General features: G+C 63.9%; 20 protein-coding genes. 13 read left to right on the top strand and 7 right to left on the bottom strand.

Annotated features, from left to right (window positions below):
* Positions 1-44: 44 nt before the first annotated feature.
* Both FRZ40_RS23095 and FRZ40_RS23090 read left to right on the top strand, forming a co-directional pair.
* On the top strand, positions 45-977 hold the full coding sequence (locus FRZ40_RS23095) for a LysR substrate-binding domain-containing protein (protein WP_147236765.1): 933 nt from the start codon (positions 45-47) through the stop codon (positions 975-977).
* Between the two features lie 218 nt (positions 978-1,195).
* The gene (locus FRZ40_RS23090) at positions 1,196-1,885 is read left to right on the top strand and encodes an HD domain-containing protein (protein WP_147235701.1); all 690 of its coding nucleotides are present in this window, start codon (positions 1,196-1,198) and stop codon (positions 1,883-1,885) included.
* Positions 1,886-2,020: 135 nt separating this feature from the next.
* On the opposite strand, the gene FRZ40_RS23085 is transcribed toward FRZ40_RS23090, so the two are convergent.
* Positions 2,021-2,983 (bottom strand): helix-turn-helix domain-containing protein, encoded by a 963-nt coding sequence (locus FRZ40_RS23085; RefSeq protein ID WP_028366844.1) that lies wholly within the window; start codon positions 2,981-2,983, stop codon positions 2,021-2,023.
* Between the two features lie 339 nt (positions 2,984-3,322).
* On the opposite strand from FRZ40_RS23085, the gene hpaR reads away from it, so the two are divergent.
* A complete protein-coding gene (gene hpaR, locus FRZ40_RS23080) occupies positions 3,323-3,772 on the top strand; it encodes a homoprotocatechuate degradation operon regulator HpaR (RefSeq protein ID WP_167528686.1) in 450 nt (149 codons plus the stop codon).
* A gap of 47 nt (positions 3,773-3,819) precedes the next feature.
* Here hpaR and FRZ40_RS23075 read toward each other — a convergent pair whose 3' ends face one another.
* The 4 genes from FRZ40_RS23075 to FRZ40_RS23060 form a co-directional block, all read right to left on the bottom strand.
* The gene (locus tag FRZ40_RS23075; RefSeq protein WP_147235699.1) at positions 3,820-3,999 is read right to left on the bottom strand and encodes a hypothetical protein; all 180 of its coding nucleotides are present in this window, start codon (positions 3,997-3,999) and stop codon (positions 3,820-3,822) included.
* Positions 4,000-4,040: 41 nt separating this feature from the next.
* The gene (locus FRZ40_RS23070; RefSeq protein ID WP_147235698.1) at positions 4,041-5,735 is read right to left on the bottom strand and encodes an FAD-dependent oxidoreductase; all 1,695 of its coding nucleotides are present in this window, start codon (positions 5,733-5,735) and stop codon (positions 4,041-4,043) included.
* Between the two features lie 23 nt (positions 5,736-5,758).
* A complete protein-coding gene (locus FRZ40_RS23065) occupies positions 5,759-7,120 on the bottom strand; it encodes an MFS transporter (protein ID WP_028366840.1) in 1,362 nt (453 codons plus the stop codon).
* Between the two features lie 144 nt (positions 7,121-7,264).
* Complete coding sequence (locus tag FRZ40_RS23060) at positions 7,265-8,083, bottom strand: helix-turn-helix transcriptional regulator (protein WP_028366839.1); 819 nt, start codon at positions 8,081-8,083, stop codon at positions 7,265-7,267.
* Between the two features lie 268 nt (positions 8,084-8,351).
* On the opposite strand from FRZ40_RS23060, the gene FRZ40_RS23055 reads away from it, so the two are divergent.
* From FRZ40_RS23055 to FRZ40_RS23020, 8 genes are all read left to right on the top strand, one after another.
* A complete protein-coding gene (locus FRZ40_RS23055) occupies positions 8,352-9,746 on the top strand; it encodes a selenium-binding family protein (RefSeq protein WP_028366838.1) in 1,395 nt (464 codons plus the stop codon).
* Between the two features lie 34 nt (positions 9,747-9,780).
* Positions 9,781-10,392, top strand: coding sequence for a hypothetical protein (locus FRZ40_RS23050; protein ID WP_147235697.1), 612 nt, complete (start codon positions 9,781-9,783; stop codon positions 10,390-10,392).
* 158 nt (positions 10,393-10,550) lie between these two features.
* Complete coding sequence (locus tag FRZ40_RS45085) at positions 10,551-10,727, top strand: VOC family protein (protein WP_275671032.1); 177 nt, start codon at positions 10,551-10,553, stop codon at positions 10,725-10,727.
* Positions 10,728-10,828: 101 nt separating this feature from the next.
* Entirely contained in the window at positions 10,829-11,941 is a 1,113-nt protein-coding gene (locus FRZ40_RS23040; RefSeq protein WP_147235696.1) for a BMP family ABC transporter substrate-binding protein, read from the top strand.
* Between the two features lie 42 nt (positions 11,942-11,983).
* Entirely contained in the window at positions 11,984-12,526 is a 543-nt protein-coding gene (locus FRZ40_RS23035) for a nucleoside deaminase (RefSeq protein ID WP_028366835.1), read from the top strand.
* Between the two features lie 170 nt (positions 12,527-12,696).
* Complete coding sequence (locus FRZ40_RS23030; protein ID WP_147235695.1) at positions 12,697-13,245, top strand: cytochrome b; 549 nt, start codon at positions 12,697-12,699, stop codon at positions 13,243-13,245.
* A gap of 43 nt (positions 13,246-13,288) precedes the next feature.
* Positions 13,289-13,852, top strand: coding sequence for a YceI family protein (locus tag FRZ40_RS23025; protein ID WP_193567020.1), 564 nt, complete (start codon positions 13,289-13,291; stop codon positions 13,850-13,852).
* 36 nt (positions 13,853-13,888) lie between these two features.
* Complete coding sequence (locus FRZ40_RS23020) at positions 13,889-14,467, top strand: YceI family protein (RefSeq protein WP_028366832.1); 579 nt, start codon at positions 13,889-13,891, stop codon at positions 14,465-14,467.
* Between the two features lie 106 nt (positions 14,468-14,573).
* Here the strand turns inward: FRZ40_RS23020 and FRZ40_RS23015 are convergent, their stop codons facing one another.
* Both FRZ40_RS23015 and FRZ40_RS23010 read right to left on the bottom strand, forming a co-directional pair.
* Complete coding sequence (locus FRZ40_RS23015; RefSeq protein ID WP_028366831.1) at positions 14,574-14,954, bottom strand: nucleotide pyrophosphohydrolase; 381 nt, start codon at positions 14,952-14,954, stop codon at positions 14,574-14,576.
* 31 nt (positions 14,955-14,985) lie between these two features.
* A complete protein-coding gene (locus tag FRZ40_RS23010) occupies positions 14,986-17,484 on the bottom strand; it encodes a penicillin acylase family protein (RefSeq protein ID WP_147235694.1) in 2,499 nt (832 codons plus the stop codon).
* A gap of 148 nt (positions 17,485-17,632) precedes the next feature.
* Here FRZ40_RS23010 and FRZ40_RS23005 point away from each other — a divergent pair, with 148 nt between their 5' ends.
* On the top strand, positions 17,633-18,223 hold the full coding sequence (locus FRZ40_RS23005; protein ID WP_147235693.1) for a helix-turn-helix domain-containing protein: 591 nt from the start codon (positions 17,633-17,635) through the stop codon (positions 18,221-18,223).
* Complete coding sequence (locus FRZ40_RS23000; protein ID WP_147235692.1) at positions 18,220-18,747, top strand: GNAT family N-acetyltransferase; 528 nt, start codon at positions 18,220-18,222, stop codon at positions 18,745-18,747. The genes FRZ40_RS23005 and FRZ40_RS23000 overlap by 4 nt, the downstream gene beginning before the upstream one ends.
* Positions 18,748-18,802: the final 55 nt, after the last annotated feature.

The following is an 18,802-nucleotide window of genomic DNA, read 5'->3' as shown; positions in this document are numbered from 1 at the left end:
TCATGATCACTTTTACCGATCACCCACCTGCGCCGCCTTCGACAATGGCCCTGACCATTTCACAACTCCGCGTCTTCACGGCCGTCGCCGAGCACGGCAGCATCCGCGCCGCGTCGCGCGCACTCGGCATCGCGCAAAGCGGCATCACGCAGCAGTTGCAGAATCTCGAGGCGATGCTCGGTGCGACGCTCTTCACGCGCACGAATCGCGGCATCGCGCTCACCGCGCTCGGGCAACGCATGCTGCAACGGGCGGCGACGATCCTCGGCGAATGCGCGCGCGCCGAACACGAAGCCCAGCAACTGCGCGGCGAGTACGCGGGGCAGGTCACGTTCGGCATGACGACCGAGCCGCTGATCGATGCCGGCGCGCCCGTGCTGACCGAGTTTCGCGAGCGCTTTCCGCGCGTCGACGTGCATATGCGCACGGGCACGTCGCGGATGATGATTCAGTGGATCCGCGAAGGCACGCTCGACTTCGCCGTCGCGCTCGTCGCGAAGCACACGGACACGACCGATCTCTCCGTGACGAAGCTGTATCCGTCCGATCCCGTCGTCGTATGCAGGCGCGGTCATCCGAAGGCGAATGCGAAGTCGCTGGCCGAACTCGCGGACTGCTCGTGGATCGCGACCCGCTCGCCCAATCTCACCGATGACCCGCAAGCGCACCGGCTCAACGATCTGTTCAAGAGTCATCGTCTCGCGCCGCCGCGCATCGTCTCGACTGTCGAAGGACTGTTCGAGTCGCTGCATCTCGTGAGCGAGTCGGATTGCCTGTCGCTCGAAGCGGCCGTCGTGACGAAGCGCGGACCGTTCGCGCGCGTGTTGACCACGATCGATGTGCGCGAGCGGGCCGCCGCGCAGGACGTCTGCGTATTGCAGCGCGCCGCCGCGCCGCTCACGCCCGCCGCGCAGGAACTCGCGACGATGATCGCGTCGTACACGCGCACGGTGCGCGCGCGGAACCGTCAGGCGTAGTCCATTTCGCCAGCCTCTGACGCGACGCGAGTCTCCCGAAAACCCTCACCTCAAGCGCGTCTCGGCGAGGTTGGCAGAAAACCGCGCGCGGTTGGCAGCATCACGCGTATCAATGCTTTTGCCGCGCGCAGGGGCTCTCCCTACACTTTGATCACCCGCCGATCGCACACTTCGAAACAGCGAACGGCCACCGTCGATCAAGTTCTGGAGAACCGCAAATGAGCGAAATCATCGCAGGCATCAAGATCCCCGACAGCAAGATGGCGCGCGAAGCGACGCAGCTGGTGCGCGACACCGAGACCGATCTGCTCTATCACCACTCGCGTCGCGTGTTTCTGTTCGGCGCGCTGACGGGCGAGCGCAAGCAGCTGAAGTACGACCCGGAGTTGCTGTACATCGGCGCAATGTTCCATGACATGGGTCTGATGGAGAAATACAGCAGCGCGCACGATCGCTTCGAAGTGGACGGCGCGAATGCCGCGCGCAATTTTCTGCAGGGCTATGGCATCGGCGAAAACGACATCGACATGGTGTGGGACGCGATCGCGCTGCATACGACGCCGGGCATCCCGCAGTACAAAAAGCCTGTCGTCGCGCTGGTGACGGCGGGTGTCGAAATGGACGTGCTGGGTCTCGCCTACGACGAGTTCTCGACGGAAGACCGCAAGCTGGTCGTCGCGGCGCATCCGCGCGGCGAGAGCTTCAAGGAAAACATCATCGATGCCTTCGCGAACGGCACGAAGCACAAGCCGCTGACGACGTTCGGCAACGTCAAGGCCGACGTGCTCGCGCTGAAGGATCCGGAATACAAACGCCTGAACTTCTGCAGCATCATCCTCGGTTCCGCGTGGAACGATTCGAACGTGCAGGCGGGCGTGTGCCGCAATCCCGCGCACAACCACGCGTAAGCGCGATCCGGGCTACCTCCTCGTCACGGGTGTGACGATCAAGCCGCTTGCAGTCTCCGCTCAAGCGTGCCTTTAGATCCGCGTTCTCGCGAACGCGGATTTTTTTTTCCGATTGAATGCCGACCTTCTGGAGGCTCAGCGCGCCACGCTCACGCGCGATGTTCTGCGCGCCGTGTGCGAAGGCAACTCGCCGAACTGCGCCTTGTACGCATTGGCGAAATGCCCGAGATGCACGAAGCCCCATTGCGCGGCGGCATCGCTGACGGACAGGTCCGCCTGCCGCGTGTCGAGCAGCAGACGCCGAACCTGGGCGAGCCGCAACGACCGCACGTAGGTCAGCGGATTGGTTTGCACGACCGCCTGGAAGCTGTTCTGCACCGTGCGCCGACTCACGCGCAATTGCGTACAGAGACTCTGGATGTCGAACGGCTCTTCGGGATGGTTGATCACGAAGTCATGAATGCGCCGCACGATGTCGGCCTGACATGCATACGTCAGCCGGTTCGATGACGTGGGCACGTGATACGCGAGCAGATCGACGAGCGCCTCGTTCACCTGATTGCGCACCGCGGTCTGCGCGTGCAGATCGCTGAAACCATCGGGCTGCGCGAGCACGCGCTCGATCAGCGTCGCGAGTTGCAAGCCCGCGCGCGTGCACGCGGCATTCGGAATGTCGATCACGGTCCGGCGAAACAGGCTGTCGTCGAGATCGACGCCCGCGCAATCGGCGACGCCTTGCAGCATGTCCGAATCGATGACGACGCCGATCAGCGCCATGTCATCAGGCGAATGGAATTCGAACGGCGTGCCGCCTTGCGCCATCACGAAGCCGCCGCGATCGATGCGCACGCCGCCGAACGAGAACGCGCCCGCTCCCGCGAGCGGAATACCAAACGTCATATGATTGACGGGCAACTGTCCGCGCTGCACGACACGCAGATTGGCCGACTCGTGGAAAACCTGCACGCCGTCCAGCTCGATCTGCTTCACCGCGCTGCGAAACGCGCCCGAGCCGATCTGGTCGTAACGCTGATCCCAGCCCCGCAGCGCGGCCGCGTGCGCATCGGCATCGTGGAAGAACTGGTGATGGACGTACACGGGTGTCCTCAATCTCAAAAAATACGCCGGGTTGCGTAGAATAAACCGACCACGCGGTCGGGAAAATACCTCCGAGGGTTTCTCCTGGGCGCGTTCGTCGGCTGGACGCGACAGTCGGCCTGTTTTCCAACTGCACAGCCGCGCGACTTCCTCATTCTAGCCAGCGTCAAAATTCCGCCGAAGCCTTCGAAAATACCAGGCGCCCTAAAGAAAAGCCGTAGTGCGCGGCTGTCGTCGAAGCCGATTTACTTATATGCTAGCGAATCGCTTTTCTCAGGCATCGAATCGATGGTGACGTCCCGCTCTCACATTGACTCTCATACTGCCACGCCGCACGCGATGCATCGCAATCTGCCGATGCTGCTGCTGCGTGCGCGCGAACTTATGATGGCGCGCTTTCGTCCGCTGCTGACCGCGCAGGGACTCACCGAGCAGCAGTGGCGCATCATTCGTGCGTTGCACGAAAACGGGCCGCTGGAGCCGCGTCAATTGTGCGCGCTGTGCACGATCTCGAGTCCGAGTCTCGCCGGCGTGCTCGCACGCATGGAAGATCTCGGCCACGTGACGAAAGAGCGCTTCGAAGACGATCAGCGGCGCGTGCGCGTGTCGCTCACGGCGCAGAGCGCGGAGGTCGTCGAGCGGATGAAGCCGTTGCTGGAAGCGGAGTATCAGGCGCTGGAGAAGCAGGTCGGCGCGAAGGTCGTCGACGACCTGTATGTGGCTGTCGATGCGTTGATCAGGGAACTGGCGGCAAGCGAAAAGACTGGCGAAGAGCGTGAAGCGGAGTGAAACGGACGCGCCGCAAGCAGCGCGTCGTCTCCACTAAACAGGTATCGCTAGCTACCCGCTCCATCGCCTGCCGCGTCGATCAACCCCAACGACACATCGGCATCGCCGATCTTCTCGATTGCGAGCAGCGCGAAGCGCGCGAGAAACAGCGGCGCATTTCCCTCGCCGAGTTGAGTCATCGTCTTGCACAGCCGCGTGTAGACGACGTCGAGTTCTGCTTCGGTCATCGCGTTCTCCTTTCGTTGATTCGGTTCGTCAAGCCAATGCATCACGCCAATGCGCGCATGATCGCCGCTTCGATATCGGCGGCGCTCGCAGCGCGCCAGCGTCCCAGCACATGTCCATCCGGACGCACCAGATACACCGTGCCCGGCTGCGCGTCGTATCGCTCGAAGATGCGCCCGGTGTGATCCCACGCGTGCACGCCCTTCGCTTGCGGATGCAAACGCGCGCTGAGCGACGCCACCTTGAACGGCACGCCGCGCTCGCGCAGCGCGGGGACGAGCGCGTTGAGACTGTCGGGCACCTCGCCCTCTTCGCTGAAATACAACGCAGTAAAGCGCGCGCCGACCAGATCGGTCAGATGCGCTTCGCGCGCATGCCCGCCTTCCGCCATCGTCAACGGATACTCCGCCAGCACCGCGCCCGGCACCGGCCCCGATGCAAACGCATCGCCATCGGCGACATTCAGCGGCGAATGCGCGTACGTGATCGCCGACGTCTGCCGCGGATTGATCAGCGAGCGCACGCCCGGATGCTTCACGGCAAGACTCAACACGGCTTTGCGCATCAGATCGAACGCGAACGACGGCGGCGCCATGAACTCGGTGCTCTTCGTGCCGTAGCTCAGGTTCTCGTGCGTGGCCGCGACGCGCTCGTCGGAATAGCTGTCGAGCAGCGATGCCGACGCAAGCCCCTTGACGACGAACGCGAGTTTCCACGCGAGATTGTCGGCATCGTCAATACCCGAATTCGCGCCGCGCACACCGAAGATGGGCACGAGATGCGCAGCATCGCCCGCGAACATCACGCGGCCGTGTCGATAGCGTTCGAGCGTCAGCGCATTGGCCTTGTAGATCGTGATCCAGATGGGCGACCACTCGCCCTTCTCGCCCATCATGTCGAGCAGGCTCTGCACGCGCGGCATCACGTTTTCAGGCTTCACTGCCTGCTCCGCGTCCTCGCCGTCGCGCAGCTGATAGTCGATACGCCACACGTTGTCGGGCTGCTTGTGCACGAGCACGGTCGAACCCGGATTCGACGAAGGATCGAAATACGCGAGACGTTCCGTCGGCCGATCGCTTTGCAATTCGATATCGACGATCACATAGCGGCCTTCGTAGCTCGTGCCCTGCAACTGCAAGCCAAGCGCTTCGCGGATCGTGCTGCGCCCGCCATCGGCGGCAACGACCCAGTCGGTTTCCAGCGCGTAGTCGCCATCGGGCGTGGCGAGTTGCAGCGTCGCGCCGTCGGCGCGCGAATCGATCGACTTCACGCGCGTCTGCCAGCGGATATCGATCAGATCGGCGCGCTTCTCCGCCGCGTCGAGCAGAAACTGTTCGATGTGGTACTGCGCGAGATTGACCATCGGCGGCAGCTTCTGGTTTTCGTCTTGCGGCATCGTGAAGTGCAGCACTTCCGTGTCGCGATAGAAGCTGCGTCCGCCCGTCCACGGCAAGCCCGTCTTCAGAAAGCCGTCGACGGCGCCGAGCCGCTCGATGATCTCCAGGCTGCGACGCGAAATGCAGATCGCGCGGCTGCCATAGCACACGGAATCGTCCGCTTCGATCAGCACGCACGGCACGCCGTGATTCGCGAGACCGAGCGCGACCGCGAGACCGACCGGCCCGCCGCCGACGATCGTCACCGCATGGCGCTTCGCGTCGACGCCCTGCTTCAGTTGCGGCACGCGCGCCGCGTATTGCTTCGCCGTGAACGGATACGGTTTGAATTGCCTGTTCATCCAATGCTCCTGAATCGATACCTTCAAGCGGCGCGTGTGCGCGGCGCTTCGCGTTTGTCCATCGGCAGCAGCGTCACGACGATCACGCCGATCACCAGCAGCACCGCCGAATACAGCAGCCCCGACGAGAAACTATGCGTTGCGTCCTTCAGCCAGCCGACGATCAGCGGATTCAGCGCCGAACTGATGTTGCCTGTCGCGTTGATCACGGCAATGCCGATGGCGCGTGCGCGGAAGCTCAATGCGTGATCGGGCGTGGTCCAGAAGATCGACATCGCCGTGTACGAACCGGCCGACGCGAGGCACACGCCGAGCATGCGAACGGCCGGGTTAGCCGAATACGCGGTGCACAGCCAGCCGGCGGCGGAGAACAGCATCGGGATCATCAGATGCCATTTGCGTTCCTGCCTGCGGTCCGAGCGGCGTCCCCACCAGATCATCGCGACGATCGTGCAGATCTGCGGAATCGCGGCGAGCAGGCCGATCGTGCGATTGCTCGCGTCGGCGCTGAAGCTCTTCACGATCAGCGGCGTCCACACGGCAACCATCGCCAGCGTATTCACGAGACAGAAGTACGCAATCGCGAACTTCACGACCACAGGCGACAGTAATTCGCCAACGATGCCTTGCGCGCCGCTTTTTGTCTGCACGGCGACGTCCTGCCGATGCTCCGCCGCGAGCGCAGCGGCAAGCGCGCGCTTTTCTTCGTCGTCGAGCCAGCGCGCCTGCTGCGGACCGTCGTCGAGATACGCATACACCGCGAGGCCGAGAATCGCCGACGGCAGGCCTTCGAGCAGAAAGAGCCATTGCCAGCCCTTCAGACCCATCGTGCCGTCGAGCCCGAGAATGAAACCCGACAGTGCCGAGCCGACGGCCGCCGTCACGGGCATCGCGATCATGAAGAGCGCGTTGGCGCGCGCCCGATACGCGGCAGGAAACCAGTAAGTCAGATACAGCAGGATGCCCGGCAAAAAGCCCGCTTCCGTCACGCCGACCAGCACGCGCAGCACATACAGCGTGCCGGGGCTGCTTGCGAACATCGTCGCCGTCGAGGCGATGCCCCACGCGATCATGATCGTGCCGATCCACTTGCGCGCACCGATGCGCGCCAGTACGACGTTGCCGGGAATGCCGAACGCGATGTAGGCGACATAGAAGAGCGTCGTCGCGAGACCGAACTGCGTACTCGTGAGGCCGAGATCCTTCATCATCGTCAGACCGGCGAAGCCGATGTTGATGCGGTCGAGGAACGAGAAGAAGAACAGCACGAACAGAAACCACAGCAGATGCCGCGACACCTTGGCGATCACGGGCTGTTCGTGCGTTTGCGGCGCGGTAGCGGCGGGCGCCGCATGCAGCGCGCCGGCTTGCGAAGAGGATTCCATACCGTTGTCTCCGATGTTTGCGTCGCAGTATGGAGCGCGGCTGCACGCCGCCTGTCCTCATTTTGGGTACAAACAGACGGCCGTTCCGGCCTGGGGAAAACGCGGATAAATCAGTGGAATGAGCGATGGAGTCAGCCGCGCGCGTCAGACCTTGCCCGGCCCGATGCACAACGCGAACAGCTGCCGCTGGCTCGAAATGCCGAGCCTCCGGAACGCGCGCTTCTGATACGTGACGACGCTCGTCGCCTTGACGCCCATCGTGTCGCCGATCTCCTGCGCGGTGCGTCCTTCGAGCACGCCTGTCAGCACGTCGAGTTCGCGTTTCGACAGTTCGGGACAGAGGCCACGCACGCGCGCAAGCATCAGATGCGAAATCGCCATGTCGCGCTGCCCGCAGATCGCGTAATGATGCTTGGCTGCATGCGCGATCAACGGCGCCATCGCTTCGATCAACGCGATTTCGCGCGGATGGTAATTGCCGAAACGTCGATCGCGATACAGGTTCACCGAGAGCCAGATATCGGCCGTCGGCTGCACGAGCAGCGACACGCGGTCCGACACGTTCGGCTGCTGATAGCACGCTGCGCGATACGCTTCGTTGAGGATGTCTTCGCTCGTCTGCTGATGCAGCACGAGCGTCGAGCCGGGCTTGTCGTTGCGCGCCGACGAGACGATCTTCTGATTGCCGTCGAGCGCATAGAAATGGCGCGCGTAGGTATCGGCGACATCGCGCAGAAAGCGTCCGCCCCGATGATCCGCCACCGACACCGTGCGCGGCCGGTTGCCGAACTCATACGCGAAGATCGTGCACTGCGAGATCGCGGCGATGTCGCCGAGCAGCTTCAGCACTTCGGCGGCGAGCGCATTCGAGTCGTCGCTGCCGATCGACGACACGAGTCCCGTCGCGCGGCTGAGATCCAGCTGCCCTTGCGAAACGGGACGGTCGAGACGCCATGAACGCATGATCGAAGTGCGGCTGTGTGGCTGGGAAAGGGCCAAAAAAGACGGTGGAATCGCATCATTCTAATCTGCGCGGCGTGCATGCATCCTGAATCGACGCTATCGCATGCGAACGGGCGCAGGTGCATCCGAACCGCTCTGTGGAGTCTCATCAATCCCGCAAGCCGCCGCGAAATTGCCTACAGTGAAAAGCTCAGACGCACGCATCGTTCTTCGTGGACGATGCACGCGATTCGCGTGCCGCATCGCAACATCTTCCGGAGACTGAGCTATGGCGACATGGAAACCCGATCCGACCTTCTATCCGTCCGCGCGCATGGCCGGCAGCGCGCCGAAGGAAACCGTCGCGTATGTGGCGAGCTTCGATCCGTCGCGCGAGTCGCCCGATGAACTCGCCGTCGTCGATGTCGATCCCGGCTCGGCGGACTATGGGCGCATCGTCGGCCGCGTGCCGATGCCGAATACGGGCGACGAGCTGCATCACTTCGGCTGGAACGCATGCAGTTCGTGTCTGTGTCCGAACGCGCCGCATCCGCATACCGAGCGCCGCTATCTCGTCGTGCCGGGGCTGCGTTCGTCGCGCATCCATATTCTCGATACGAAGCCCGACAAGCGGAAACCGCAGATCGTGCGCGTGCTCGAACCATCGGAGGTCGCGGAAAAAGCGGGCTATACGCGCCCGCACACGGTTCACTGCGGACCGCAGGGCATTTATGTGGTGTCGCTCGCGAACGCGCAGGGCGAAGCGCCCGGCGGCATCTTCCTGATGGATCACGAAACCTTCGATATCCGCGGCCAGTGGGAAATCGACCGCGGACCGCAGCAACTGTCGTACGACGGCTGGTGGCATCTCGGCTACGACACGGTCGTGACGAGCGAATGGGGTCTGCCCGCGACCTTCGAGAACGGCCTCGTGCCGGAAGTGCTGCTCGGCGGGAAGTATGGACACCGGCTGCACTTCTGGGACATGAACACGCGCAAGCACAAGCAGGTCGTCGACTTCGGGGCGGAAAACCAGCTCGTGTTCGAACTGCGTCCCGCACACGATCCGACCAGGGCGTATGGCTTCGTCAATTCGGTGATCAGCCTCAAGGATCTGTCCGCGTCGATCTGGACGTGGTATCGCGACGGCGACCAGTGGGCCGCGCGCAAGGTGATCGAGATTCCCGCCGAGCCGGCCGACGCGTCCGTGCTTCCGCCGATGCTCAAAGGCTTCGGCGCGGTGCCGCCGCTCGTCACCGATATCGCGCTGTCGCTCGACGACCGCTTTTTGTATGTGTCGTGCTGGGGCACGGGCGACCTCCGTCAATACGACGTGTCGGACCCGATGAAGCCTGAACTGACGGGCACGGTGCGCATCGGCGGCATTGCCGCGCGCGCGACGCATCCGGCGGCGGGCGAGCGTGCACTGAACGGCGGGCCGCAGATGGTCGAAGTGAGCCGCGACGGCAGCCGCGTTTACTTCACCAACTCGCTCTACGGCGCGATCGACGACCAGTTCTATACGGATGGATTGAACGGCTGGATGGTCAGTCTCGATGCCGGCAAGAACGGCGGGCTGTCCGTCGCGAAAGACTTTTTCGTCGACTGGCCGAAGTCGCATCGTCCGCATCAGATCCGTCTCGAAGGCGGCGATGCGTCGTCGGATTCGTATTGCTATCCGTGAGCGCCGAAATGAGCGCAGACCTGAGGCAAGCGCGATGAACGGCGTGTGGGCGACCGTGATCGGCAGCGGGATTTTCCATGGCGTGAATCCCGCGATGGGCTGGCTGTTCGCGGCCGCGCTCGGGCTTCAGCAACGCAGCCGCAGAGCCGTGCTGATGGCGCTGCCGCCGCTCGCCCTCGGGCATGCGGTCGCCGTGTTGTTCGTGACGACGTCGGCGGTTGCGCTCGGGCTGTTCACGCGCGCCGAACATCTGCGGACGTTCATGGGCGTGCTGCTGATCGCGTGGGCCGCGTATCACCACTTCTACGGACACCGGCAGCGCGTGCGCGTCGGCATGACGGCGGGCTTTGTCGGGCTCGCGCTGTGGTCGGCGGCGATGGCGACGATGCACGGCGCGGGCCTCATGCTGCTGCCCGCGCTGCTGCCGCTGTGCGGCGCGGGGATGCCTGTCGGCAGTTCGCTCGAATCCGTCGGCCAGGTGACGGCTGTGCACACCCTCGTCACGCTCGCGACGGCGGGCGTAATCGCGCTCGTCGCCTATCAGTATCTCGGCCTCGGCATGCTGCGCCGTGGCTGGATCAATTTCGACTGGCTCTGGTGCGGCGCGCTGTCCGTCACCGGCGTGCTGCTGATCGTCACCGGCTAGCCGCCCGCAACGATCGACACGGCTCCCGGATAACCTCACCTTTTGCTACAGTGCCGCGCGGGTTGCAAGGCAACTCACCGTTGAGCGGCTCCCGAATAGGCTCACCTGAAGCGGATTCGTGAGCGCATCGGCGGCGAGCTCACTCACCTTTCACGGCGTTGTCGGAAGGCGGCGCGCAGCTGATGCCGCTCGATAGCTATGGCTTCAGCCGACGCTTCGCATGGGTCAGCGACCGCTTCGGCGTGTCGTGGCAATTGAACCTGCCATCAATCCGGGCTGAGGGCGCAATGGCTACTTCATATGAAATCCGTTATGGGGCGCATAACGGATCTTAATTTCGACCTCGATATTGGCTTACGACCATCTCCGCTGACTTGACGCGGCGGACCGTCCGCACGACGGCCGCGCGTCTCCCTTTCCCGTCTCCGGAGATTCCATGAAAACAAGAATGGCTCGTGCAGTGATGCGCTCGCTGCGTGTTCCGGCCGCGCTCCTCGCCATGTTCGGTACGGCGGCCGCCCTGAGCACGGCGGCCGTCGCCGCGCAACCGATCGGCGTCGCGTTCGTCTACCTCGGCAACCCCGGCGATGCGGGCTGGACGTACGCGCACGAGCAGGGCGTCAAGGCGATCGAAGCGAAGTTCGGCGACCAGATCAAGGTCACGCGCGTCGAGAACGTGCCCGAGTCGGCGGACTCGGAACGCGTGTTCCGCGACCTCGCAAGCAAGGGCAACAAGATCATCGTCGGATCGAGCTTCGGCTTCCAGGACTTCGAACTGAAGACCGCGAAGGACTACCCCGACGTCGTCTTCGAGCACGCAACGGGCTACAAGAAGGCCGCCAACTTCGCGACCTACGACGTGCGCACCTATCAGAGCGCGTATCTCGCGGGACTCGTCGGCGGCTATACGACGAAGACGAACACGTTGGGCTTCGTCGCCTCGGTGCCCGTGCCGGAAGTGGTGCGCAACATCAACGCCTTCACGATGGGTGCGCGCTCGGTGAATCCGAATGCGAAGGTGAAGGTGGTATGGATCAACACGTGGTTCGATCCAGGCAAGGAAAAGCAGGCGGCCGAAACGCTGATCGGCCAGGGCGCCGACGTGCTGATCCAGAACACGGACTCGACGGCCACGATGCAAACCGCCGAGCAGAAGAAGGTGCATGCATTCGGCTGGGATTCGGACATGAAGAAGTTCGGCCCCAATGCGCAACTGGGCGCGTGCGTGAGCTACTGGGGCGTCTATTACTCGCATCTGATCGAGCAGGTGCAGTCGGGCAAGTGGAATAACGCGCCGACGTGGTGGGGCCTCAAGGAGAAAGCGATCGATCTCGCCAGCATCAACACGCAAGCCGTCTCGCCAACGGCGCAAAAGGCGCTGGCCGGCAAGCGCGACGACATCATCGCGGGCAAGTTCGATCCGTTCGCGGGACCGATCAAGGATCAGAGCGGCGCAATCAAGGTGGCGGCGGGCAAGTCGCTGTCGGATGCCGAACTGCTGCGGCTGAACTGGTTCGTGCAGGGCGTCGACGGATCGCTGCCCAGGTAAGTGCAAAATAAGCGCTGGCCATCTGCAAGGAGGAGACATCGTTTGAGCCTGACCATTCCATCGAAACAGAACGCGTCGGACTTCCCCGAACAGGGGCTCGCGCCGACGCGCGAACAGATCGTGCGGCATCTGCGGCATGCGAGCGTCGTCGCCGGGCGCGCGACGCTGATGGGTCATCATCCGTTCGGCGCGATTCTCGTCGGCCCGGATCAGGAGACGGTGCTGATCGAGCAAGGCAACGTCGATACCGTCAATCACGCGGAAGCTGTGCTGGCACGCATCGCCGCGCTCAACTTCACGCCGCAGTATCTATGGAGCTGCACGCTCTATACGACAGTCGAGCCCTGCTGCATGTGTGCAGGCACCGCGTATTGGGCGAACATCGGGCGCGTCGTGTTCGGCATGACGGAAGAACGCCTGCTGCAGGCAACGGGCAATCACGCGGAGAATCCGACAATGAGCGTGTCGTCGCGCTACGTGTTCGATCATTGTCAGAAGCAGGTCGATCTGATCGGTCCCGTCGCCGAAGTCGAAGAGGAAATTATGCAGGTGCAGCGCGCGTTCTGGGCGTCGCATTCAGGATGAATGGCGCCGCCATTTGTTAAATGGATTGCGCGCATCGCCGCAACGATCTGTTCTCTCCTGCGTAGCTATTCATAGGCATATTCGCCCACTACTATTCGCGTTCAATCAGGGGCGGCGTCATTGCGTCGCACTCCACAGCGAACCGATTACGCGAAGGTCAGTGTCTGCCTATGACGTCTCATGCTCCATCCCGAAGCTATAGCCGCACGGCCATTGCGCTGCATTGGCTGATCGCGCTGCTGATGATCTGCGGCTTCTATCTAGGCTGGATCATGACGGACATTCCGGGCTTCACGCCGACGAAGCTCAAGTACGTGTCGTGGCACAAGTGGATCGGCGTGACGGTGTTCGTGCTGGCCGTGCTGCGTCTCGTCTGGCGTGCCACGCATGAAGCGCCGCCGATGCCCGCGATGCCTGCATGGCAGCGAGCCGCCGCGCACGCGACGCATGCGCTGCTCTACGTGCTGATGCTTGCGATTCCCTTCACCGGCTACTTCTTCAGTTCGGCTGCGGGCGTGCAGGTCGTGTATCTCGGCGTGCTGCCGCTGCCTACCGTCATCGGCCCCGACCATGCGCTGAAGGCCGTTTTGCGCACCGCGCATATCGCGCTGAATTACACGCTGCTCGCGCTCTTTGCGATGCATGTGCTGGCGGCGCTCAAGCATCAGTTCGTCGAACGCGACGGACTGCTCGCGCGCATGCTTCCCTTCCTCAAATAAGCGCGTATTTCAGGGCGCTTTCACGTCGATTCATCGAATGAACATGAAGAACAACTCTTATCGCCGCGTGCTGGCCGGTGCGGCCGCCGTTCTGTTCGCCGCCGCGTTGCCCGCTTTCGCGCAGGTCGACGCGGGCAAGAGCACGGTCGTCGCCACGTCGAAGCAGATGAACGTGCCCGTCGACGGCACCTTCAAGAAGTTCTCCGCGCAACTGACGTTCGACCCGGCGAAGCCGACGGCGGGCAGCGCGAATCTGTCGATCGACACGGGCAGCTACGACCTCGGCGACGACGAATACAACAAGCAGGTACGCGGCAAGGAATGGTTCGACAGCGCCACGTTCCCGAACGCGACGTTCGTCTCGACGGCCATCGCGCCCACGGGCGGCAACCAGTACAAGGTGACGGGCAAGCTGACCATCAAGGGCAAATCGCAGACCGTCACCGTGCCCGTCGCGATCACGCAGCAAGGCGCGACGCAGACCTTCGACGGCTCGCTGCCTATTAAGCGCACGCAGTACGACGTCGGCACGGGCGAATGGAAAGACACGTCGGTGGTGGCCGACGACGTCGTCATCAAGTTTCACATCGTCGCCGCAAAGCATTGAGCGCGCGGGGCACACTCAACAACTCTGGAGAATAACGTGAAGCAACAACTGTTGATCGCAGCGGGCGCGCTGATCGCTGGCATGTCGTTCAATGCAATGGCCGCCGATACGTATCAGCTCGATCCTAACCACACGTATCCGAGCTTCGAGGCGGACCACTTCGGCGGCATCTCGGTGTGGCGCGGCAAGTTCAAGAAGTCGAGCGGCACGGTGACGCTCGATCGCGCGGCGAAGACGGGCACCGTCGACGTGACGATCGACACGGCGTCGATCGACACGGGCAACGACAAGCTCGACAAGCACCTGCAAACGCCCGAGTTCTTCGACGCGGCGAAGTACCCGACGGCAACCTACAAGGGCACGCAGATCCGTTTCGACGGCGACACGCCCGTCGAAGTGATCGGCACGCTGACGCTGCACGGCGTGACGAAGCCGGTGAACCTGAAGATCGAATCGTTCAAGTGCTTCATCAACCCGATGCTCAAGCGCGAAGTGTGCGGCACGGAATCGACGGCGACGTTCGACCGCGCGGACTTCGGGATCGACTGGGGCAAGTCGTACGGTTTCAACACGAAGACCGTGCTGCATATCCAGGCAGAAGGCGTGAAGCAGTAAGCGCTTTGCACGCTGAGTATTGCGAGCCGCCTTCGGGCGGCTTTTTTATTCGCGTTTACGTCTGCTTCAAGGCGCGCGATGGGTCCCGAAAACCCTCACCTGTCGATCATTCGTCGTGCCCCGAGCCGTATTCCGAGTACTTGCGCGAATCGCCGCGCACCTTTTCCGCCGGATACTTCTTGCGATTCAATTCGATCTTCTCCAGCACGGCCTCATACAGATCGACATCGAGACGGTCGGCGAGCATCACCAGATACGCGAGCACGTCGGCCATCTCGTGACGGATCGCGGTGAGCTTGTCGTCGGCGAGTTCGCTTTTCTCGCCCGACTGCAGCCATTGAAACGGCTCCAGCAGTTCGCTCGCCTCGACGCTCAACGCCGTCGCGAGATTCTTCGGCGAATGAAAGCGCGACCAGTCGCGCTCGCTGACGAATTGCCGCAACAGATCGCGCACCGCGATCAGATCGCTGCTCCGTTCCTTCTCCATACGGATACTCCACTCGAACTTCAAAACACGATCATTGTGCCGCACGGCCCAGGGTCAGCCGATGCACGGGCGCACCCGGCAGGAACGACGTCTTCTCGCCACGCACCCACGCTTCGTGGCCGGCGAGAAAATACGGCGACAACGGATGCCCCGATTGCCCGCCCGGCATGTCGAAGATGCCGCTCTGCTCGCGCCCCGGCGACACGATCATCCGCTCCGACGCGCCGAAGCTCGGCGTCTGCACGCGCGGCATGTTGATATCGCCAGGCAGCGGATCGCGCGGCGCGCCGAGCCAGCCGCGCACCCACGGCAGCCACGACGGCACGATGCGCGCGAACGGATGCTCGATGGCCGCGCGGTTGCGCTCGCCCCAGCGCGCTTCTTCGATGGGCGTGTTCGCCGGCAACTGCGCGATCGTACGGTCGATGCGATCGAGCACGAACGAGCGCCAGTCGCGGAAGCCCTCCGGCACCCACGCGTGATGCTCGGCGAGCGTCTCCATCACGGCCTCATAGCGCGAATTCGCCACGCGCAGCCCGAGCGGCGGATTGCCCTTGCCGCCGCCCGGCATCGCGCCCGCGAGATCCGCATCGAGCCTGCCGAACCATGCGTCGTACAGCGAGAAGAAAAAGCCGCGCACGAGGCGGTAGCCGACGGCGTCGGCATCCGCGCGCCCGTTCCATGCGACCAGTTGCTGGCGGAACGCCGCGCGCTGCGGATGACCGTCGAGCGCGCTCGCATCGAGCGCTTCGAGCGCCACGCGCCGCCAGACGTCGATCCATTGCGCGCGGTCGTCGGTCTGGATCGACAGCATCGCGTGTTCGTCGGGGCTCGGTGCAGCGAGCAGGTCGTCGCGAATCTGCGAGGCGCGCGCGCCGAGATCGGCGCCCGCGTCGCCGATCCGCGCGGCTTCGCCCGACATCACCACGCGATTGTTCGCCGTCCACAAACGGCCGAGCGGCGGATCGACACGCTTCGGATACTTCTCGGGCGGCAGATTGTGCGTCCACCCTTTGTAGGTCGCGGAATCGTAGGGCGTGTCGCTGTCGGGGCCGCTCTGGGTGTCGGTCGGATCGCGCTGCGGCAACGGACCGGCAAGCGTCCAGCCGATCTTGCCGCGCGAGTCGGCGACCATGATGTTTTGCGTCGGGATGCCGCTCGTCTGCGCGACGTGCAGCGCTTCGTCGATCGTCTTTGCGTCTTCGAGCTTTTGCAGATTCAGGTTCACGGCATCGCGATCGTGCGCGACCCAGCGCAGCGCATATGCGCGAGCGCCGACGATCAATTCAGGTCCCCAGCGCGTCTCCGCTACCGGCAAGTCGACACTCGCCCCGCCCTTCACGTCGATGCGCTCGTGATAAACGGTGGCGCGCGTCCACTTGCCGTCGGGCGCGCGGTACTGCAGCGGATCGGCGGAGTTGCGGGTCAGTTCGATCAGGTCGATATATCGGCCATAGCTGTTCGTGAAACCCCATGCGACCTTGCCGTTGCTGCCCGCGATCACGAGCGGCGTGCCGGGCAGGCTGACGCCCGTCAGCGTGTGCAGGGGCCGGCCGTCGCCCGCGGGCCACATCAGCGACACGCGATACCAGATGTTCGGCAGAGACAGCCCGAGATGCATGTCGCTCGCGAGAATCGCGCCGCCATGCGCGCTGTGTGCGCCGTCGACGACCCAGCCGTTGCTGCCGATCGCCGACTCGCTCATATCGTCCTGCTGCTCGCGCCTCCCGCTCGCGGTGCTGACGGGCTTCGGCGCGGCGAGCCAGTCGGGGCGCGTCGAGGGAATGCGCGCGGGCTCGATGGAAGGCGTCGAGGCGCTGTCGAACGGCGCATCCCAGTGGCTCGCGGCGGGCAGCAGGAACGCATACAGATCGGCGGGTACGCGGTCGCGCAACACGGCGCGCGCGAGGATGCGGCGCGTTTCGAACGATTGCAGATCGAAATACATCGCGTAGACGACGAGCAGCGAGTCTTCGGCGCGCCACGGCTCGGGCTGCGTGCGCAGCATCCAGTATTCGAAGGGCCGCGACGACAACGCGGCCAGCCCGGCATTGACGCCCGCCGTGTACCGCTCGAGCAGATGCCGCTGATCGGCGGGCAGCGCTTGAACGGCGGCTTGCGCGCGGGCGCGAAAGCGATGCAGACGATTGCGCCGGTCCAGTTCGAGCGCATTCGGACCGACCAGCGCCGACATTTCGCCCGACGCGACGCGCCGCAACAGGTCCATCTGAAGGAAGCGGTCCTGCGCGTGCAGGAAGCCCGTTGCATAGGCGAGGTCGTCGCGCGCCGCGCCGTGTACGGTCGGCACGCCGAGCGCGTCGCGCTCGATCGTCACCGCCGACGACAACGACGGCGCACGCTGCGTGCCGTCGAGTTGCGCGAGGCTGCCGCGCAGCAGCAGCCAGCCGCCAAGCAGCGCGGCGCACAGCATCGCGACGACGATGCCAACCAGCACGAGCGCGGCAAGGCCAACGGTTCGACCGATCGATCGGCTTGACGGCTGACTTGAGACGGCTCGGCGACGGCTCATCGTTCGGGATTCGCTTTTCAGGGAGTCGGGACGTCCGGGCATTGTGCACGAAGCCGTTTGCACTCTCGCATTCGAATGTGACGAAAGGAAAGTGACACGCGCCCTTCCATCCAGCATGCTGGAATTTTTATCCAGTATTATGGATTTCATGGACATCAACTCGCTGATTGCGCGCCGCGTGCGCGAACTGCGCGACGGCCACGGCCTGTCGCTGGAGGCGCTCGCGGAGCGCAGCGGCGTGAGCCGCTCGAACATCTCGCTGATCGAGCGCGCGCAGAGCAGTCCGACTGCAGCCGTGCTCGACAAGCTCGCCACCGCGCTCGGCGTCACGCTCGCGTCACTGTTCGAGGCGCCCGCGCCGTCGAGGCAGGCGCCCTCGCCGCTCGCTCGCGCCGCGACGCAGGCCGTCTGGACCGATCCCGAGTCGGGCTACACGCGGCGCAATCTGTCGCCGGCGCAGCCGTCGCCGCTTCAGTTAGTGGAGGTTCACTTTCCCGCCGGTCAGCGTGTCGCCTATGAGACGGGCGCGCGCGATGCCGAGATCCATCAGCAGATCTGGTTGATCGAGGGCGCGATGGAAATCAGTGCCGGCGACGAACACTGGCGGCTCGAAGCGGGCGATTGCGTGACGATGCGCCTCGATTGCCCGGTCGTGTATCGCAACCCGACGCGCAAACAGGCTCGCTATCTGGTGGCGCTGACCACGCTGCCGCCTTCACCTGGACGGAGAAACGCATGACGGAACCCATACGCGTAAGACGCCTCGCCGCGCAAGAAGCCGCGCAGTGCATCGACGGTCTTGCCGATGTGCTGATCGATTGCGTCGCGGGCGGCGCATCGGTGAGCTTCATGTGGCCGCTCGAACGCACCAGAGCGGTGGCATTCTGGCAGACAGTGGCAAGCGCCGTGAAACGCGGCGAGCGCGCGCTGCTCGTCGCCGAAGACGCAGACGGCTGCATCGCCGGCACGGTTCAGCTGGTGCTCGCGCAGCCCGACAACCAGCCGCATCGCGCCGATGTCGCGAAGATGCTGGTGCACCGCCGCGCGCGCCGGCGCGGCGTCGCGCAACAGTTGATGGCGGCCGCCGACGCCGTGGCCCGCGACGAAGGCAAAACCGTGCTCGTCCTCGACACCGTGACAGGCGGCGACGCGGAGCGGCTCTACGCGCGCGCGGGCTGGCAACGCGTGGGTGCCGTGCCGGATTACGCACTGATGCCGGATGGATCGTTTTGCGGCACGACCTTCTATTACAAGCATCTTTAACCAGATGACCGTCGACAAACGTTTGCGGTTTACCCAAATCAGCCCTTAATCTTTT

The sequence above is a fragment of the Paraburkholderia azotifigens genome (assembly GCF_007995085.1).
Taxonomy (GTDB): domain Bacteria; phylum Pseudomonadota; class Gammaproteobacteria; order Burkholderiales; family Burkholderiaceae; genus Paraburkholderia; species Paraburkholderia azotifigens.
Note: the sequence above shows the minus strand (reverse complement) of the source record. Positions and strands in the feature narration are given on the sequence as shown.

Coding starts and splice junctions, on each gene's coding strand:
- FRZ40_RS23050 (WP_147235697.1), top strand. CDS start 9,781: ATGAACGGCGTGTGGGCGACCGTGATCGGCAGCGGGATTTTCCATGGC.
- FRZ40_RS23090 (WP_147235701.1), top strand. CDS start 1,196: ATGAGCGAAATCATCGCAGGCATCAAGATCCCCGACAGCAAGATGGCG.
- FRZ40_RS23030 (WP_147235695.1), top strand. CDS start 12,697: ATGACGTCTCATGCTCCATCCCGAAGCTATAGCCGCACGGCCATTGCG.
- FRZ40_RS23010 (WP_147235694.1), bottom strand. CDS start 17,484: ATGAGCCGTCGCCGAGCCGTCTCAAGTCAGCCGTCAAGCCGATCGATC.
- FRZ40_RS23060 (WP_028366839.1), bottom strand. CDS start 8,083: ATGCGTTCATGGCGTCTCGACCGTCCCGTTTCGCAAGGGCAGCTGGAT.
- FRZ40_RS23095 (WP_147236765.1), top strand. CDS start 45: ATGGCCCTGACCATTTCACAACTCCGCGTCTTCACGGCCGTCGCCGAG.
- FRZ40_RS23075 (WP_147235699.1), bottom strand. CDS start 3,999: ATGACCGAAGCAGAACTCGACGTCGTCTACACGCGGCTGTGCAAGACG.
- FRZ40_RS23005 (WP_147235693.1), top strand. CDS start 17,633: ATGGACATCAACTCGCTGATTGCGCGCCGCGTGCGCGAACTGCGCGAC.
- FRZ40_RS23055 (WP_028366838.1), top strand. CDS start 8,352: ATGGCGACATGGAAACCCGATCCGACCTTCTATCCGTCCGCGCGCATG.
- FRZ40_RS23015 (WP_028366831.1), bottom strand. CDS start 14,954: ATGGAGAAGGAACGGAGCAGCGATCTGATCGCGGTGCGCGATCTGTTG.
- FRZ40_RS23025 (WP_193567020.1), top strand. CDS start 13,289: ATGAAGAACAACTCTTATCGCCGCGTGCTGGCCGGTGCGGCCGCCGTT.
- FRZ40_RS23070 (WP_147235698.1), bottom strand. CDS start 5,735: ATGAACAGGCAATTCAAACCGTATCCGTTCACGGCGAAGCAATACGCG.
- FRZ40_RS23040 (WP_147235696.1), top strand. CDS start 10,829: ATGAAAACAAGAATGGCTCGTGCAGTGATGCGCTCGCTGCGTGTTCCG.
- hpaR (WP_167528686.1), top strand. CDS start 3,323: ATGCATCGCAATCTGCCGATGCTGCTGCTGCGTGCGCGCGAACTTATG.
- FRZ40_RS23065 (WP_028366840.1), bottom strand. CDS start 7,120: ATGGAATCCTCTTCGCAAGCCGGCGCGCTGCATGCGGCGCCCGCCGCT.
- FRZ40_RS23000 (WP_147235692.1), top strand. CDS start 18,220: ATGACGGAACCCATACGCGTAAGACGCCTCGCCGCGCAAGAAGCCGCG.